The organism is Paenibacillus thailandensis (assembly GCF_042685365.1).
Lineage (GTDB): Bacteria > Bacillota > Bacilli > Paenibacillales > Paenibacillaceae > Paenibacillus_AP > Paenibacillus_AP thailandensis.
The window spans coordinates 128,127-146,177 of record NZ_JBHUMY010000006.1; the positions used below are offsets into that span (position 1 = coordinate 128,127).

Sequence of the window (18,051 nt, forward strand, 5' to 3'; positions counted from 1 at the left end):
ATCGGGAGGAGTATTCGGTGGATATTTTCGCCATATTCAGCATCATTGGCACCATTGCCTTCGCGGTGAGCGGCGCCATTGTCGCCATGGAGGAAGAATACGACATTTTGGGCGTATTTGTGCTCGGTCTCGTCACGGCATTCGGGGGAGGCGTCATCCGGAACGTGCTTATCGGCGTCCCCGTCACGTCGTTATGGTCGCAGGGGCATCTGTTTATCGTCGCGATGGCCGCGATGACGATTACGTTCGTGCTGCCGGTTTCGTGGATCGGCCAATGGCGCAAAAGCGAAGCTTTTTTTGACGCGATCGGGTTGTCCGCGTTTGCCATACAGGGTGCGTTGTACGCAGCGGGAATGAATCATCCGTTAAGCGCCGTTATCGTCGCCGCCATGCTGACCGGGATCGGAGGCGGGCTGCTGCGCGACGTGCTGGCCGGACGTAAGCCGCTTGTACTGAGAGACGAGATCTACGCCGTCTGGGCGATGTTGGCCGGTTTCGCCATCTGGCTCGGCTGGTTTCGCACGACGCTCGATCTGCTGTTCCTGTTTACGTTCATTACGGCGATGCGCATGTTGTCCGTTTATTATAAATGGCGGCTTCCGAGGCGTGCGCTTCCCCCGCTCTCGAGGCAAACGGCCAATAAAATGGACCACAGGATGCATTAGGCGGGTTTTCGATATCGATGGCGGTGGCGTAATCGGCATAAAGGCGCTATTGGTATAAGCTTGATCGTTGGACCAATGAACGAAGCGGCGGCTCCCGCAGCTACGTCTGCGTTATTACAGAACGCGGCTTTATGAAGCCGCAATTCGTCTCAGGAGGAACGCAATGAAAGCGAATGTTTTGTTCGTATGTTTGGGCAATATTTGCCGGTCGCCGATGGCGGAAGCCGTATTCCGGCACGAAGTGAATCAAGCGGGGCTGCAGCAGCATATTACCGTCGATTCCGCAGGAACGGGAGATTGGCATGTCGGCCGTCCGCCGCATGAAGGAACCCGGAAGCTGCTGGGCAGGCTCGGCATATCGTATGAGGGAATGCGCGCGAGACAGTTCGGGGCGGAGGATTTCGAAACGTTTGATTATATTGTTTGCATGGACAGCAGCAACGAGAAGGACGTGAAACGGATCGTCGGGCCGAAGGCGCAGGAGGGGAGCAAAGTGTTCAAGTTCATGGACCTTCTGCCGGAAAGCGGAATCCGCGACGTTCCGGATCCTTATTATACCGGAAACTTCGAGGAAGTTTACGAGATGGTCCAAAGCGGCTGCGAAGCGCTGCTTGCCCGCGTGAAGGCGGATTTGAAGCTTTAGCTCATGGACGGCCAAAAGAGGACGGGGTGTGCCGGTTTGTTCCGGCGCCCGTCCTTTTTTGTTACTTACTGTGAAAGCGCCGCATTAAGCCTGCGGCAAAAAATATTTCAGCGCGGCGGGAAGCTCCTTTTGCCAGAAACCCCACTGGTGCTGCCCGTCTTTTTCCTCATAATAAAGCTCCGCGCCGTAACGCTCCAGCAGCGATTTGGCCGCCCGGTTAAGCGCCACGAAGTCGTAGACGCCGCGGTCGGTCGTTTCGTAAGCCGTCTCCTGCAGGCCGACGATCATATACATTTGGAGCCAGCTCAAGTCGCGCGGCACCTCCATAATCTCGAGCGACCGCTCGAAGAAAGCGCCGGACATCGAAAGAACCCGGGTGAACAGATGAGGGTAATTCAGGGCGATATGAAAGGACACGCTGCCGCCGAGCGAATCGCCCGCAAGAAGCCGCTGCTCCGGCTCGCGCCGTACCGGATAACGGTCTTCGATCCACGGAATCAGCTCCTCGCCGAAAAACCGGACGTACGCCTCGTGCCGGTCGCCGTCAGGGGCGTATTCGTCCGTGCGCACCTTTTTGTTGACTTCCACCCCGACTATAATGAAAGGCTCGACGCCGTCGTCCAAAATAATTTGATTGGCGATCGTGGCGATTCTCCCGAAGTTGAAAAAATCTTCCCCGTCCTGGCAATAGACGACCGGATAGCTGAGCACTTCGTTATAGCCCGGCGGCAAATAAACGCGCAGCGCCCGTTCGCCTTCCGGCAAATGCCGGCTCGGCACCGTTTCCTTTTTGATTGTACGTTTGAAATAGCGGTCATCGGTCATGCGATCTCCTCCGTGCGTCGTTCGAGATTGAATGGAATAGCTGGAAGGTGGGCAAACAATAGAAAGGAAAACTAGTGTGATTTCTGTGAAAGCGTTCTATTGTATTACCCTGTTATACTGAAATTTAAAATCTGTTACATATACAATTTCTTAATGAAAGGGTCCAAATTAGCATAAAAACAACGGTATTTTTGTTTTTTGCTTTGACCATTTTCGGTGAACAGGTTTATAATAATTCTATAACAGAGGACCCCATTATTCAAATATAATTGATCGAGGTGAGCGTTCAAAATGAGCAAACTGCCACACGTAGTTCATGCGGATCCGGTAACGCCGCTTTCCGTATTGTCTCTCGATGGTGAAGTTGTTAATCCGGACATGATGCCGGAACTTTCCGATGAACAATTGAAAGAAATTATGTACCGCATGGTATTTACCCGTACTTGGGACGATCGTGCCGTCAACCTGGGACGCCAAGGCCGTCTCGGCTTCTACGCGCCGGTATCGGGCCAAGAAGCGTCGATGGTCGGCAGCGAATACGCTTTGAATAAAGAAGATTTCATTTGTCCGGGCTACCGCGACATGCCGCAGCTCGTATGGCACGGACTGCCGCTGTACCAGGCGTTCCTGTATTCCCGCGGCCACCAGCACGGCGGCCAAATTCCTCAAGACGTCAACGTGCTGATGCCGCAAATTATTATCGGCGCGCAAGTTCTTCATGCGACGGGCATCGCGATGGCGTTCAAGAAACGCGGCGAGAAACGCGTTGCTATCACGTACACGGGCGACGGCGGTTCCTCGGAAGGCGATTTCTACGAAGCGCTTAACTTTGCCGGCGCGTTCAAGCTGCCGGTCATTTTCGCCGTGCAAAACAACGGTTACGCGATTACGACTCCGTTCGCGAAGCAAACCGGCGCCCAATCCATTGCCCATAAAGCGGTGGCGGCCGGCATTCAAGGCGTTCAAGTCGACGGCATGGACGTTCTGGCCGTCATTAAAGCCGTGTCCGACGCGGCCGAGCGCGCTCGCAACGGCGAAGGCGCGACGCTGATCGAAATTTTGACCTACCGTTTCCGTCCGCATTCCATGTCCGACGACGCGACGAAATACCGGACGAAGGAAGAAGAAGCGGAATGGTCGCTGAAAGATCCGATCGTTCGCTTCGGCAAATATTTGGAGAAAAAAGGCCTCTGGACGGAAGAAGATTCGGAGCGCGTAAGAGAAGAAGCGAAGGCGACGGTCAACGAACACATTAAGAAAGCCGAAGCGACGGAAAAAATGACGGTTCCGGGCTTGATCGACTCGATGTTCGAAACGACGCCAGCATATCTGGAAGCGCAAAAGGCTGATTTTCAATAATTAATCGGAACGGTAAGGGAGGATTTAGCGAACATGGCACAAATGAATATGTTGGAAGCGATTCGCGACGCGATGCGCGTGGAAATGAAACGCGATCCGAACGTGCTTGCTTTCGGAGAAGACGTAGGTAAAGTCGGCGGCGTGTTCCGCGTGACGGAAGGACTTCAGGAGGAATTCGGCGAAGAGCGCGTATTCGACACGCCGCTTGCGGAATCGGCCATCGCCGGTATGGCTGTCGGCATGGGCACGCAAGGGTTCCGTCCGATCGCCGAAATTCAATTCGTAGGCTTTATTTTTGAAGCGCTCGACCAAATGTTCGTGCAAGCAGCCCGGATGCGTTACCGCTCCGGCGGCCGCTACAACGCGCCGATCGTGTTCCGGACTCCGTTCGGCGGCGGCGTTAAAGCTGCCGAGCTGCACACGGACTCGCTCGAAGGTCTCGCGCTGCAAACGCCGGGCATGAAGGTGATCGTGCCTTCGAACCCGTACGACGCAAAAGGCCTTATGATTTCCGCGATCCGCGACAACGATCCGGTATTCTTCATGGAGCACCTGAACTTGTACCGTAAGTTTAAAGCGGAAGTGCCGGAAGGCGAATATACGATCGAGATCGGCAAAGCGAACGTTGTCCGCGAAGGCAGCGACGTAACGATCATCGCCTACGGTATGATGGTGCATACGGCGGTTGCCGCAGCCGAAGAACTCGAGAAATCCGGCATCAAAGCCGAGGTTATCGACCTGCGCACGCTGATGCCGCTTGACATCGAAACGATCGTGGCTTCGATCAAGAAAACGAACCGCGCGATCGTCGTGCAGGAAGCGCAAAAAACGTCCGGCGCGGCAGCGGAAATCATCGCCCAAATCAACGAGCATGCGATTTTGCACCTGGAAGCTCCGGTGCTTCGCGTAGCGGGTCCGGATACCGTATATCCGTTTGCGCTAATCGAAGACGCTTGGCTTCCGACGCCGGCACGCATCGTGGCCGCCGCGAAAAAAGTTATCGAGTTTTAATTCAAACTTCAATATATACCAGTCAAGTAAATAATGACGCGGCAGCTTGCCGGCGGAAGAAGGCGGACAAGTCGTCCCGGGCGTTCGGTCCGGCCGAGTCCGGCTTCGCGCCGCGGCGCCGCAGCTTAAGGAGGTTCGTAAGGTGGCCAAGTTTAACTATTTGTTCCCAGAGCTCGGCGAAGGCCTGCACGAGGGCGAAATCGTGAAGGTCTTGATCAAGCCTGGCGATAAAGTAACGGACGAAGACATCATTATGGAAGTGCAGAACGACAAGGCGATCGTCGAAGTGCCTTGCCCGGTTAACGGAACGGTTCTTGAAGTGCGCGTGAAGGACGGCCAAGTATGCCACGTCGGCGAAGTCGTGGCCGTCATCGACGCGGAAGGAGATATTCCGGAGCAAGCCGAGCCTGCGGCAGCGGAAGCGCCGGCGGCAGCCGAAGCTCCAGCAGCGGTTGCAGCAGCGGCTCCTGCTCCTGTATCGGCGGAAGCGCCTAAAGCAACAGGCGAGCTGGTGCTCGCAACGCCAAGCGTGCGCAAATACGCCCGCGAGAAAAACGTGGATCTGACGCAAGTGAGCGGAACCGGCAAAAACGGCCGCATTACCCGAGAGGATGTCGACAACGCCAGCGGCGGCGTAACGGCTGCTCCTGCAGCTGCCGAGACGGAAGCGGCTGCTCCGGCGAAGGCTGCCGAAGAAGCGAAGCCGGCAGCGGTTGCGGCAGGCACGCCGTACCGTCCGGAAGAGCGCGTGCCGTTCAGAGGCATCCGCAAAGCGATCGCAAACGCGATGGTGAAATCGGTATACACCGCTCCGCACGTTACGATCATGGACGAAGTGGACGTAACCGAGCTGGTAGCGCTGCGCGCGAAATACAAGCCGTACGCCGAGAAGAAAGGCGCGAAGCTCACTTACCTGCCGTTCATCGTAAAAGCTCTTGTTGCGGCATGCCGTCAGTTCCCGATCATGAACGCAACGCTGGACGAAGCGAACCAGGAAATCGTTTATCGCAAATATTACAACATCGGCATCGCAACCGACACCGACAACGGTCTGATCGTACCGGTTATCGAGGACGCCGACCGCAAAAACATCTGGATGGTTGCCGACGCTATCCGCGATCTTGCCGTACGCGGCCGCGAAGGCAAGCTGGCCCCGAACGAGCTGAAAGGCAGCACGATTTCGATCTCGAACATCGGCTCCGCAGGCGGCATGTTCTTTACGCCGGTCATCAACTTCCCTGAAGTTGCGATTCTCGGCACGGGACGTATTTCCGAGAAGCCTGTCGTACGGAACGGGGAAGTCGTTGCGGCTCCGGTTATGGCGCTGTCGCTCAGCTTCGACCATCGCCTCATCGACGGCGCGACGGCTCAAAATTTCATGAACTATATCAAACAGTTGCTGGCTCAGCCGGAACTATTCATTATGGAGGTGTAAGTAATGGTAGTTGGAGACGCTTCTCTCGATATCGATACTTTGGTTATTGGTGCAGGTCCCGGCGGTTATGTGGCGGCGATTCGCGCCGCCCAGCTCGGCCAAAACGTGCTCGTAGTGGATAAAGAATACGTCGGCGGCGTTTGCTTGAACGTAGGCTGCATTCCGTCCAAAGCGCTAATCTCCGCCGCTCATCAATACGAGTCCATCAACCATGCTTCCGCATTCGGCATCGAAGCCGGCGAAGCGAAAGTGAACTTTAGCAAAGTGCAAGAGTTCAAGAACGGCGTTGTTAAGAAACTGACCGGCGGCGTCGCTTCGCTTCTGAAAGCGAACAAGGTTCAATACTTCAACGGCGAAGTGATGTTCATCAACGAAAACGAAGCGCGCGTCTTCAACGACCAGGAGGCGCCTCGCTACCGGTTCAAAAACTGCATCATCGCGACGGGTTCCCGCCCGATCGAGCTGAAAGCTTTCCCGTTCAAAGGACGCATCATTTCCTCGACCGGCGCGCTTTCGCTGCCTGAAGTTCCGAAGAGCCTCATCGTCATCGGCGGCGGCTACATCGGCATCGAGCTTGGCCAGATGTACTCCAAGTTCGGTACGAAAGTGACCGTCATCGAAGGCGGAGACACGATTCTTCCGGGCTTCGACAAAGATATGTCCTCGATCGTCGCGAAGAAGCTGAAGGGCACGAACGTCGACATCGTTACCGGAGCAATGGCGCAAAGCGCCGAGCAAACCGACAGCGACGTGACGCTTACTTACAAAGTCGGCGATAAAGAAGAGAAGGTTACGGCAGAATACTTGCTCGTTACCGTCGGACGCCGTCCGAACACGGACGGAGAGCTTGGCCTGGAGCTGGCGGGCGTTAAAGTGTCCGAACGCGGCTTGATCGAAGTCGACAGCCAAACGCGCACAAGCAACCCGAACATTTATGCGATCGGCGACGTTATCGCCGGACCGGCGCTGGCGCACAAGGCGATGTACGAAGGCCGCGTAGCTGCAGAAGCGATTGCGGGACTTCCGAGCGTAGTCGACTACAAATGCATCCCGGCCGTATGCTTCTCCGATCCGGAATGCGCAAGCGTAGGCTACACGGAAAAAGAAGCGAAGGAAAAAGGCCACAACGTGAAAGTCGGCAAATTCCCGTTTGCCATCAACGGCCGCGCTTTGTCTCTTAACGCGACGGAAGGCTTCGTGAAGCTTGTCGCCGATAAAGACACCGGCCTCGTGCTTGGCGCGCAAATCGTCGGCAGCGAAGCTTCCAACATGATCGCCGAGCTTGGACTTGCGATCGAAATGGGCGCAACGCTCGAAGATATCGCCCTCACGATCCATGCGCATCCGACGCTGGGCGAAATCGTGCTCGACGCCGCGGAAGTGGCGCTTGGCCACCCGATTCATACCGTTGTAAAATAATATTCGCTCTACAGCGAAACAATAAAAGAAATGGCGATGCACCGGTTAATTCCGCGCATCGCCATTTCTCTTTTTATTTTATAGAGGACAAAAGCGCCCCTTGCTTGTATGATGATTTACGGGACATCCCCTTTGTTATGACGACGCTGCGCTTAAGGGGCATTACCTATCTATTTCAGGTGCAGAATAGTCGAATTAATGATAAAATAGATTGAATAGAAGTAGGGGGATCGCGCTTATGAACAAAGAGACAAGCGAGATGCAATATATTCGGTTGCTGCAGGACGTATTGGCGAACGGCGCCCGCAAGGACGACCGGACAGGCACGGGCACGGTTTCGGTTTTCGGCCGGCAAATGAGGTTTGATTTGAATGAAGGTTTTCCGCTGCTGACGACGAAACGCGTGCCTTTTAAACTGATCGTAAGCGAATTGTTATGGTTCATTAAAGGCGATTCCAATATCCGCTATTTGCTGCGCCATAACAATAATATATGGAACGAGTGGGCTTTCAAGAAGTGGGTGGAAAGCGAGGAATACGCCGGTCCGGACATGACCGATTTCGGGCTGCGTTCGCAGACGGACGAGCCGTTCCGCCTGCAATACGAAGAGCAGATGGAGCTGTTCAAGCGGCGGGTGCTCGAAGACGACGCCTTTGCGGAGAAGTACGGGGAGCTCGGCAACGTATACGGCAAGCAGTGGCGGGAATGGCGGACGACGAGAGGCGGCGCGATCGACCAGCTTCAGGACGTCATTCGTACGGTTAAGACGAATCCCGACTCCCGCAGGCTGATCGTATCGGCGTGGAATCCGGAAGACGTGCCGGGTATGGCGTTGCCGCCCTGCCATACGCTGTTTCAATTTTACGTGAGCGAAGGCAAGCTGTCTTGCCAGCTGTATCAACGGAGCGGCGACATCTTCCTTGGCATTCCGTTTAACATTGCCAGCTATGCGTTGCTCACCCATCTGATCGCGCATGAATGCGGCCTCGGCGTCGGAGAGTTTGTCCATACGCTGGGCGACGCGCACATTTATTTGAACCATATGGAACAGATTCGCGAGCAGCTGTCGCGCGAGCCGCGCGAGTTGCCCGTTTTGCAATTAAACCGGGAAGTAAAATCGATATTCGATTTCGACGTAAAGGACATTTCAATCGAGAATTACAATCCCCATTCGGCCATCAAAGCGCCGGTAGCGGTATAGCGGCCGGTTTACGGAAGGAGGCTGTGGCCTGATGACGATTACGATGATCGCGGCGATGGCGAACAACCGGGCTATCGGCTTCGAGAACGGCTTGCCGTGGCGGCTGCCCGCCGATATGGCCTATTTCGTCCGGATGACAACCGGCAAAACGGTGCTGATGGGACGCAAAACGTTCGAGTCGTTTGGCGGCAAGCCGCTTCGCAACCGGCGAAACGTCGTTTTTACGAGACAAGAAAACGCGTTTTTCGAAGGATGCGAAACGGTAAACAGCGTCGAAGAAGCGCTTCGGCGGTACCGGGATGAAGAAGAGCTTATGATTATCGGCGGCGGAGAAATTTACAGGCTGTTTATGCCTTACGCCGATAAGCTGCTGTTGACGGAGATCGATCTCGACGTCCAAAATGCCGACTCTTATTTCCCGGAGGTCAATCCCGGGCAATGGGCGCTAACGAACAGCGTGCAAGGGGTTCTGGACGAGCGCAACCGATATCGCCACGTTTTCCAGACGTATACGAGGATTGGTTAAAACTTGTTGGGTTAATGCGACAATTCCGAACGATGTGCAATTAAGTGCAAATGATTGTGCGGATAATCCATTAACGGACCTCATGCGTAATGATAGCATAATTGGAAAGCTTGTCGTGTGCGGAGTAGCGAAATCGTTACATTTTACGCCGCTTTGAAGCCATTCGGACGTGTGCGGCGGCCGATGTAAGGGGAAACTTCCGGTTGCACGTGTTGAACGGATATGTGAAAATTTATCGCTTTTTCGCGAAGTTTGTAGTTGTATATTTATACGATTCCCGATATAGTTTTAAATAAAAACAATATGGTTTATGGGAAAAACGGATGGAGGAACTACGATCATGTCTACACCAACAGGTTTCATGCAATATCAACGACAAATTCCGGCAGATCGCGATCCGATCGACCGGATTAAAGATTGGGAAGAATTTCATAAGCATCTGTCCGACGAAGAGCTCGCAACGCAAGGCGCCCGCTGCATGGACTGCGGCACCCCATATTGCCATACGGGGATGGAGCTTGCGGGTACGGTATCCGGCTGCCCGATCAACAACCTTATTCCGGAATGGAATAATCTAGTATATCGCGGGTTGTGGAAGGAAGCGCTGGACCGTCTGCACAAGACGAACAACTTCCCGGAATTTACGGGCCGCGTATGTCCGGCGCCTTGCGAAGGCTCTTGTACGGTAGGGCTTATCGGCGATGCGGTCACGATCAAAACGATCGAACAAGCTATTATTGACCGCGGCTTCGACGAAGGTTGGGTCGTTCCTCAGCCTCCGAAGGTTCGCACGGGTAAGCGCGTTGCGGTCGTCGGTTCCGGACCTGCAGGTCTTGCTACTGCGGCTCAGCTGAACAAAGCGGGCCATACCGTCACGGTATACGAGCGGGCGGACCGGATCGGCGGCTTGTTGACTTACGGCATTCCGACGATGAAGCTGGACAAAGCCGTCGTGCAGCGCCGGGTCGATCTGCTTGCGGCGGAAGGAATCGAATTCGTAACCAATACCGAAATCGGCAAAGATATTCCGGCTGCGGAGCTGCTGAACACGTTTGACGCGGTCGTGCTTTGCGGCGGCGCTACGAAAGGCCGCGACGTGAACATCGAAGGCCGCAACCTGAACGGCATTCATATGGCAATGGATTATTTGAACGGAACGATCAAAAGCTATCTGGATTCCAATCTCGAGGACGGAAATTATATTTCGGCCAAAGACAAGAACGTTATCGTTATCGGCGGCGGCGACACAGGCACGGACTGCGTGGCAACGGCTTTGCGCCACGGCTGCAAATCGGTTACGCAATTCGGCACGCATCCGAAAGCTCCGCTCGTTCGCGATACGGTCAACAACCCATGGCCGCAATTCCCGAACGTGTACACGCTGGACTATGCGCATGAGGAAGCCAAAGCGCTGTACGGCGAAGATCCTCGCGCTTTCTCCATCCTGACGAAGAAATTCGTAGGCGACGAGAACGGCAACGTGAAGGAGCTTCATACGGTTCAAATCGAACGGACGGTTGACGAAAACGGCAATAAAATTTATAAAGAAATTCCGGGTACCGAAAAAGTATGGCCGGCGGATCTCGTGCTGATCGCCGTCGGTTTCGAAGGTCCGGAAAATACGCTTATCGAACAGCTTGGCCTGGAGCAGGACCGCCGTTCCAACGTTAAGGCGCCTTACGGCAAATATACGACGAACGTCGATAAAGTTTTTGCCGCCGGCGATATGCGCCGCGGTCAAAGCTTGGTCGTCTGGGCGATTAACGAAGGCCGCGAGGCTGCCCGCGAAGTCGACAAATATTTGATGGGATCTTCGATGCTGCCTTAAGGATTGGTTATAATTAAATAGAAGTTGACGAAAGAAGCGCCTTCGGGCGCTTTTTTTACCGAATCGGACCATTAAAGTTCAGTAAAGCGTTAAAGTACGACGGAGGGATAGTAGATGATAAAATACGGGCTCGAGAAGGTTATGGAGCTTCGATTCAAGAAGTTTTACGCCAGCATGGAGCGGCGCAACGGGCAGTTGGTCGATATCGAGCTTCGGTTCGACCTTGCGGACGAAACCCCGGCGCCGGATGATTTAATTGATTTTACAGCGCTCGTCATTTGCACGGTTGACGGCACGATCGCTCAAATTGTGCCGCAAGACGTCGGATGCGACTGCGAATATCAATTTACAGTACAGGAGAAAGAGCAGATCGCGGCCTATATCGGCCGGGAGGACGTGCAGCGGGAGATCGCCAATCTTCCCTCCCCAACTTAAGGAAAGTTGTGGTAGAATCGGTTAGAGATGACGTGAAGGAGCGAGATCGTCATGCCTGCCGAAGCAAAGGAAGCTTATGTGCTGTCGCCGTCCGACTTAAGCAAAATCCGAAGCTACGTTCAAATGAAATACGCGGCGATGCCGCAGGAGAAAAAAGCGGAGATCGTTGCCGATGCGGTAACCCGAATCATCGATAGGCAGCTTCCCCAGCTTGAAGAGGCCGTCAAAAAGCAAATGACCGCCGAGCTTATTCGCCGTTCGGTGTTGAAGCAGCAAAGTCCCGTCCGGCCGGAGGATATTATGCAAGCTTGCTTGAAGCTGAACCGGAGGGATGAGCTTTATATGGAAGCGATGCGGCGCTGGGTTCAGGTCCGTCTGGGGGTGGAGCCGGACAAGGATGCTTTTGCCGCCGCAATGGACAAGCTGCTGGAGGCTGAAAAATCGGTTCCGGATGAAACGGTATCCCCGAATCAGCCGGTTTCGGCTATGGAAACGCTGCGGACCTTATTGAGGCACGAATCTGCCGATCAGGAAGCGGAGTCTACAGAATTAATAACGGCGGATGTCATTGTGCATCCGTCTACGGCAGCTTTGAGGCATACGGGCGTGTTGCGGCGTCCGGCCGTTTATGTCGTGCTTTGCGTCGTGCTGCTTCTTTCCACGATGGCCTACGGCTGGTCGTTAACGATGCCGTCGCAAGACGGGCTTCAGCCCCCGGTTGCGTTAAATCCCGTTAAGGAGCTTCCGCCGCAAGACGGCTTGCCGTCCGAGCTGCGGTATACGGTCATCGACGAGAAGCGGCTGTCGGCCTATTTGACGGAACGTTCTTCCGTGCTGGCGGAGGAGCCGTATATGACCGCGATTATCGAAACGGCTGAGAAGTTCGATATCCATCCTTTGCTGTTGTTTGCGATAACCGGGCAAGAGCAAGGGTTTGTCCCGACGACGAACAAGCAAGCGAAAACAATCGCCAACAATCCTTTTAACGTGTTTCATAGCTGGAAGGAGTATAACACCGATATTTACGATTCGGCGGCGATCGCTTCAAGGACAATCGTCAGATTAAGCAAAGGGCGTCCCGAAGGATACGACCCGATCGACTGGATTAACCGCGAATACGCGGAAGACCCGAATTGGTCCAAAGGGGTCAAGTCCATATTTAAGGCGTTGCAACGTGTAACGGGAACGCCGGGCTAGCGAGGCGATGAAACAATTGAAGACATTAATTATTGCGGAGAAGCCCGATATGGGGCGTTCGATCGCCGCGGTCGTAGAACCGAAGGCGGTTAACCGGAGAACGCATCTCGAAGGCGAACGCTATATTATAACATGGGCGATCGGCCATCTGGTTACGCTGGCGGAGCCGGATCGATACGATGCCCGGTACAAAAAATGGAACGATCAGGATTTGCCGATCATCCCCCCTGTATTCAAGCTGTGGCCAAGCTCCCGCACGAAAGATCAGCTGAAAGCGATCGGCGAGCTGGCGAAACGGTGCGACAGGCTGGTAAACGCCTGCGATGCCGGGCGCGAAGGCCAGCTGATCTTCCATTATATCCGCCGTTATCTTAAGCTGCGGCAGCCGGCGGACCGGTTATGGATTTCCGATTTGACGCCGGAAACGATCCGGAAAGGCTTTGACGCGCTGCGCAGCGACGAAGAATTTATGCCGTTAACGAAAGCGGCGGTCGCCCGAAGCGAAGCGGACTGGCTCATCGGGATGAATGCGTCGCGTGCGTTCACCATCCGTCATAAAGCTTTATTGTCCGTAGGAAGGGTGCAGACACCCGTCCTGGCGCTGCTTTACGATCGCCATAAGGAAATCGCCGCCTTTCAAGCGGAAACGTTCTACATCGTCCGGGGGACATTCGAGCAGTCCGGATTCACCTATACGGGCATTTGGCAAGGCGATCGGCTGACGGATAAAGCCAAAGCGAAAGCGATCGCGGCCAAAGTGCAAGGCAAAGAAGGCATCGTTGCCGAATATAGCGTAAACGAAACGAAAGAATATCCTTTTAAGCTTTACGACCTTACGCTGCTGCAGCGGGAAGCGAACGCCCGTTACGGTTATCCGGCCAAAAAAACGCTCGACATCGCTCAGGCGTTGTACGAGAAGCATAAACTGATTACTTACCCGAGAACGAATTCCAATTACGTAACGGAAGAAAACTTGCCGGTGATGGGCAAGGTGCTTGGCATGCTGCAAAATACGGAGCAATACGGCGAGCTTGCAGCCGGCGCGGACCGAAGCAGGGTTCATAAAGGGAACAAGGCGGTATGCAATCCGGCCAAGGTGGAGGATCACCATGCCATTCTGCCGACGCCCAAACGCCCTGGCACGTTAAATGCGGAAGAGCGTAATCTATACGACATGATCGTCCGGCGGTTCTTGTCGCAATATTACCCTCCCGCCCGGTACAATAACCATGTCGTCATTACGGTTGTGGCGGAGGAAACGTTCCGCACGAAGGCGAAAGAGCTGCTGGAGCCCGGCTGGAAAGTCGTTCAGCAGTCCGATGCGGAAGCGGGAACGAAACGCAAATCAAGCCGTAAAAAAAACGAGGCCGATCCGGAAGACGAAGAAGAAATGCTAACAAGCGGCCCTCTTCGGATTTCTCCCGACGTACCGGTTGCATGTTCAAAGGCGCAGGCGGACGAGAAAGAGACGCAGCCGCCTAAGCCGTATACGGAAGGCACATTGCTGAAAGCGATGGAAAGCGCGGGGAAATCGGTCGACGACGAGGAGCTTCGGGAAGCGATGAAGGATACGGGATTAGGAACGCCTGCGACCCGGGCGGCCACGATCGAGCGTTTAAAGCAGGTGGGCTATATCGCTTTGACCGGCAAACGGCTTGAAATTACGAAGAAGGGTTGCGCCGCGATCGAGCTCATTCGCGCAGCGGGCGTCGAGCTGCTCGCATCTCCCGAAATGACGGGAAGATGGGAGCAGCGGCTTCATCAAATTTCTAGAGGCGAAGCTTCGGATGAGCGGTTCATGCAGCAGGTGAAGCAATTTGCGGAAATGATTGTAAATAAAGTCCGTCAGCAGCAGCCTGCCGCGGCCGGAACGTTCGAGGACGCCGCAGAAGGGAAAAGCCGCGGCAAGAAAACGAGAGGCGGCGCTCGATCATCCGGCGCTGCCGCCCGTCAAGCACATAAGGGCAAAACGGCGGCTCGTTCGGATGCGCAAGGAAAAGAGGCATCCCATTCCGGCGAAGCGGGCCCGCCGGCAAAAGCCAAACGCGAGCAGGCGAAGCAGCTGTCCGATACAAGCCCTAAGCCGATAGCGCCATGCCCGAGGCCGGGCTGCGGCGGCACGATTATCGAAGGGAAACGGGGATACGGCTGCAGCGCCTTCCGCGCAGGCTGTACGTTCGTGATATGGAAGGAACAAGCCGGCAAGAAGCTGACGGCTGCGATGGCCAAATCGCTCATCGAGAAAGGAAATACGAGCTTGCTTTCTTTTAAGGAAGAAGCGAGCGGACATCCGTTCAAAGCCCGGTTCGTCCTGGCGGACCGCACGAAGGGGATCATCCGGGTTGAGAAAGCGAATGAAGGCTGAAGGACTCCATTATAATGTTATAGAAACAACAACAAAGCAAAAAGCACTGTCAGCTTGGACTTATCCTCGCAGGCAGTGCTTTTTGTTTGGTTGATTAAGTTAGAATAGATCATTTCGGATCCGGCAACAATCTTAGAATCTTAGCGTTGAATGTATTGATGGATCGTGTCCGGAACGTCCAGCAGCCGTTCCAGCGTATAAAATGCGCCTTGAGGCTCGATCGTAACCGGAACGATATTGTAATGCCATTCCGTCTCGGCAAGCATATGAATGGCATGAAGTCCGGCCGTTAAGGCGGGGATAACGTCCGTACGGAGTGAATTGCCGACCATCCACGTATGCTTTCGGTCAAACGTTCCTTTGTTTAATATGCCTTCGAGCGCTTCATAGTTTTTGTGACGACGAATATAAATACGGTCGCCGAAGTAACGCTCCAGCCCCATATTGTTGATCTTGCGCTGTTGAATAAGCATCTCGCCCCCCGTATACAGATGAAGCTCATGCCCGGAGCCGGCAAGCCGGTCCAGTGTTTCTTCCATATAAGGATACGGTTCGGTCTCCAGTTCGTACACGCTTAAGCCAAGCTTCCAAAGCGTCTCTTCGTCGGCGGCGGAGCGCCTTCGCCCGGTCAAATCCGAGAAATAACGGTAGCTGTCCACGAAGGATTGGGGGAAATGCTCGCTCTTGAATCCCATCGCGGAAACGCCCGCAATATCGATCTCGATTTGCTTGTCGCGAATCGCTTCCGGCGTTACCTCGTCGTAGCCGGCGAACCATCCGCTCATTTGCTGCACGAACCGGTCGATGACGAGATAAAAATATTTATTGCAATGAATTAATGTGTCGTCCAAATCGAATAATATTTGCTGTTTCATCAAGCACGGCTCCTTCGGCCAAAAAATTGTCGTAAAACCAATCTACCCTACGTGAAGGCTTGAAGTCAACGGAAGGAGCCCGGCCAGAGGCAAAAAGAGGCACATAAATTAAAACGCTTCATCTCAAAATGAGTTCAGGGGGTGAACGACATGCCTTACAACAGAAGCGAAAAAATGAACAACCGGCAAAACGATTCAAGCATCAACGAAAAAGCGGCCGGCATTAAACTCGGGAAATTCGCGAAGCGGCCGCCAAGTCTTAACGGCATTAACAAACAGCTGCCGTAAAGCAGGAAAGGCGTTAGGCCGCTTCCGCAACTTCTCTCTCCGGCGGGTGCGCCGGCATTTGACGCCAGACGGAAGACCGTCAACCGCATCATGATCCTGACGCACAGCCACCGAATTTCCGGGAGGAGGGAGTTTTCGCGCCCTCTTCCTCAGGCGTATTTTTGAATCGATGCCGTCAGTTTGTTCTTAATATATTCCAACCGTCTGCGAACGTAGAAGTCCATGCTGTCCCCTCGAAGGTCGTTCGGCGAGATTACCTCGTCCGCATCGTTATCGATAATCGTAAGCTTGCCGTCGTCGTAAAATTTGAACGTCAAGTCTCTCCAAGGTTTGCCCTTCTCCATATATCGAAAATTCTCGCAGCCTTTATTCATGGTAATCCAGCCTCCTTCGGGTTTATCTACTTCTATATTTGCAAATAAAAGGAACGTTTGTTCCCTTTTTCATTATACCAAACATTTGTTCGCGTGGAAACTGGTTTTTGAATAAATTAAACTAGATTCATAGAGAAGAGAAGGAGCAGCGCACATGATTCGAATTGATCAATTGACGAAACGGATACCGGGCGGACCTACGGTGTTGAACCGGGTCAGTTTCCTCGCCCAGCCCGGCGAATTCATAGCCGTCAAAGGAAGCAGCGGCAGCGGCAAGTCGATGCTTCTCCGCTGTCTGGCCTTGCAGGAGAAATGGGACGCGGGCGAGTATTACGTCGACGGGGAAGACGTATTGAAGAAAGGGTTTGCCGGCAAGCTTAAGGTCCGCCGCGAAGTGGCCTACCTGGAAGAGAAGCCCGTGCTCTATCCAAACAAAACCGGCTTGAAAAACGTCATTATCGGATCGGTAACGCAAACGCCGGCCTGGAGGCGCTGGACGGGCATGGTCCGCAGCGACGACTATATGGGCGCCATGGATACGATCGAGAAATTGGGCCTGCTTGATAAAGCGCATCAGCGCGTAGATCGAATGAGCGGCGGGGAGCGGCAGCGCATCGCCATAGCCCGCGCTTTGGTGCACGGCGCCAAAGTGATCGCGGCGGACGAGCCTGTGTCCGGCCTTGATCCGCACACAGCCGATCAGGTGCTCGGCGACCTGAAGCGGCTTTGCAAGGAGCAAGGCGTCATCGTCATCGCCGTCCTCCATCAGGGCGATTGGGCGGAACGATACGCCGACCGGATTATCGGCCTGAACGCGGGACAGCTTGTTCTCGACGTAAAAGGGCGCCGATTGACCGAAGCTGAAAAACGAAAGCTGTAAGCTTACGTTCCGAATAAGGCATGAGGGTTTCGCGCGGAACATACAATGTATCATCTTCCTTATGTTAGGCAGGTGATCTCCCGTGCCTTTTCAGTTTCAGCCGCCCGTAATCGTTCACGCCTACAAGGCGGAGTTTCCGAAAGCGGAGCTGTGGATACCGTATATTAGCGGCGGGCCTGACGACGCAGCCGTGCATGCCGTCAACGAGCATATACGCCAATCGGCTCAGGAGCTTGTAAACGGCCAAGGCTCGCTAGACGATCCGAGGGCCGAAATGTTCGGCTACTTCGAAGTGAAAAACAATCAAAAGGATGTATTGAGCCTGTCCTTATTTAATTATGCCTACACGGGCGGCGCCCACGGCATGACTTTGCAGCAATCTCTTACGTTCGACGTGCCGACGGGGAAGCTGTATTCGTTGTCGGAGCTGTTCAAGCCGGGCAGCGATTATGTCAAACGGCTGTCGGCGCTTGTCGCGAAACAAATCGCGGCGCGTCAGATCGAGACGCTGGAGCCGTTCAAGGCGATTAGGCCGGATCAAAGCTTTTATGTCGCGGACCGTTCGCTGGTTCTTTATTTCAATTTGTACGAATTGGCCGCATACGTCTACGGATTTTTGTATTTTCCGATTTCGGTGTACAGCATTCAGTCGATTATCGATGAGCAAGGCCCGCTCGGAAAGATGCTTGAGAGCTGACCGCACGGGGGAATGACGTTTAAGGCGG

General features: G+C 54.2%; 18 protein-coding genes. 15 read left to right on the forward strand and 3 right to left on the reverse strand.

The annotated features are described in order from the left end of the window. Positions 1-17 precede the first annotated feature (17 nt). Positions 18-665, forward strand: coding sequence for a trimeric intracellular cation channel family protein (locus ACFSW5_RS05475; protein ID WP_379270403.1), 648 nt, complete (start codon positions 18-20; stop codon positions 663-665). A gap of 163 nt (positions 666-828) precedes the next feature. Continuing rightward, positions 829-1,308 carry a low molecular weight protein-tyrosine-phosphatase gene (locus tag ACFSW5_RS05480; protein WP_379270404.1) on the forward strand — a complete coding sequence of 160 codons (480 nt, stop codon included), beginning with the start codon at positions 829-831 and terminating at the stop codon, positions 1,306-1,308. Between the two features lie 84 nt (positions 1,309-1,392). On the opposite strand, the gene ACFSW5_RS05485 is transcribed toward ACFSW5_RS05480, so the two are convergent. Continuing rightward, positions 1,393-2,133 (reverse strand): alpha/beta hydrolase, encoded by a 741-nt coding sequence (locus ACFSW5_RS05485; protein WP_379270405.1) that lies wholly within the window; start codon positions 2,131-2,133, stop codon positions 1,393-1,395. Between the two features lie 291 nt (positions 2,134-2,424). Here ACFSW5_RS05485 and pdhA point away from each other — a divergent pair, with 291 nt between their 5' ends. The 10 genes from pdhA (at position 2,425) to ACFSW5_RS05535 (ending at position 14,909) form a co-directional block, all read left to right on the forward strand. Further along, positions 2,425-3,492 (forward strand): pyruvate dehydrogenase (acetyl-transferring) E1 component subunit alpha, encoded by a 1,068-nt coding sequence (gene pdhA, locus ACFSW5_RS05490; RefSeq protein WP_379270406.1) that lies wholly within the window; start codon positions 2,425-2,427, stop codon positions 3,490-3,492. A gap of 33 nt (positions 3,493-3,525) precedes the next feature. Then, positions 3,526-4,503 carry an alpha-ketoacid dehydrogenase subunit beta gene (locus ACFSW5_RS05495; protein WP_379270407.1) on the forward strand — a complete coding sequence of 326 codons (978 nt, stop codon included), beginning with the start codon at positions 3,526-3,528 and terminating at the stop codon, positions 4,501-4,503. Positions 4,504-4,645: 142 nt separating this feature from the next. Then, entirely contained in the window at positions 4,646-5,938 is a 1,293-nt protein-coding gene (locus ACFSW5_RS05500) for a dihydrolipoamide acetyltransferase family protein (protein ID WP_379270408.1), read from the forward strand. Between the two features lie 3 nt (positions 5,939-5,941). Continuing rightward, entirely contained in the window at positions 5,942-7,357 is a 1,416-nt protein-coding gene (gene lpdA / locus ACFSW5_RS05505; RefSeq protein WP_379270409.1) for a dihydrolipoyl dehydrogenase, read from the forward strand. Positions 7,358-7,616: 259 nt separating this feature from the next. Beyond that, positions 7,617-8,558: a thymidylate synthase gene (locus ACFSW5_RS05510; RefSeq protein ID WP_379271020.1), complete on the forward strand. Its 942-nt coding sequence runs from the start codon at positions 7,617-7,619 to the stop codon at positions 8,556-8,558. A gap of 31 nt (positions 8,559-8,589) precedes the next feature. After that, entirely contained in the window at positions 8,590-9,084 is a 495-nt protein-coding gene (locus ACFSW5_RS05515) for a dihydrofolate reductase (protein ID WP_379270410.1), read from the forward strand. A gap of 340 nt (positions 9,085-9,424) precedes the next feature. Then, on the forward strand, positions 9,425-10,912 hold the full coding sequence (locus ACFSW5_RS05520) for a glutamate synthase subunit beta (RefSeq protein ID WP_379270411.1): 1,488 nt from the start codon (positions 9,425-9,427) through the stop codon (positions 10,910-10,912). A gap of 114 nt (positions 10,913-11,026) precedes the next feature. Continuing rightward, entirely contained in the window at positions 11,027-11,347 is a 321-nt protein-coding gene (locus ACFSW5_RS05525; protein WP_379270412.1) for a hypothetical protein, read from the forward strand. Positions 11,348-11,398: 51 nt separating this feature from the next. Further along, entirely contained in the window at positions 11,399-12,544 is a 1,146-nt protein-coding gene (locus ACFSW5_RS05530) for a hypothetical protein (protein ID WP_379270413.1), read from the forward strand. 16 nt (positions 12,545-12,560) lie between these two features. Then, entirely contained in the window at positions 12,561-14,909 is a 2,349-nt protein-coding gene (locus ACFSW5_RS05535; protein WP_379270414.1) for a type IA DNA topoisomerase, read from the forward strand. Positions 14,910-15,049: 140 nt separating this feature from the next. Here the strand turns inward: ACFSW5_RS05535 and ACFSW5_RS05540 are convergent, their stop codons facing one another. Further along, positions 15,050-15,784: an HAD family hydrolase gene (locus ACFSW5_RS05540; RefSeq protein ID WP_379270415.1), complete on the reverse strand. Its 735-nt coding sequence runs from the start codon at positions 15,782-15,784 to the stop codon at positions 15,050-15,052. Positions 15,785-15,934: 150 nt separating this feature from the next. On the opposite strand from ACFSW5_RS05540, the gene ACFSW5_RS05545 reads away from it, so the two are divergent. Beyond that, positions 15,935-16,072 carry a hypothetical protein gene (locus tag ACFSW5_RS05545; RefSeq protein ID WP_379270416.1) on the forward strand — a complete coding sequence of 46 codons (138 nt, stop codon included), beginning with the start codon at positions 15,935-15,937 and terminating at the stop codon, positions 16,070-16,072. 149 nt (positions 16,073-16,221) lie between these two features. On the opposite strand, the gene ACFSW5_RS05550 is transcribed toward ACFSW5_RS05545, so the two are convergent. Next, positions 16,222-16,446: a hypothetical protein gene (locus ACFSW5_RS05550; protein ID WP_379270417.1), complete on the reverse strand. Its 225-nt coding sequence runs from the start codon at positions 16,444-16,446 to the stop codon at positions 16,222-16,224. A 154-nt stretch (positions 16,447-16,600) separates the two neighbouring features. Between ACFSW5_RS05550 and ACFSW5_RS05555 the strand changes: the two genes are divergently transcribed. Both ACFSW5_RS05555 and ACFSW5_RS05560 read left to right on the forward strand, forming a co-directional pair. After that, on the forward strand, positions 16,601-17,326 hold the full coding sequence (locus ACFSW5_RS05555; protein ID WP_379270418.1) for a phosphonate ABC transporter ATP-binding protein: 726 nt from the start codon (positions 16,601-16,603) through the stop codon (positions 17,324-17,326). Positions 17,327-17,408: 82 nt separating this feature from the next. Beyond that, positions 17,409-18,023 (forward strand): DUF3298 and DUF4163 domain-containing protein, encoded by a 615-nt coding sequence (locus ACFSW5_RS05560; protein WP_379270419.1) that lies wholly within the window; start codon positions 17,409-17,411, stop codon positions 18,021-18,023. Positions 18,024-18,051: the final 28 nt, after the last annotated feature.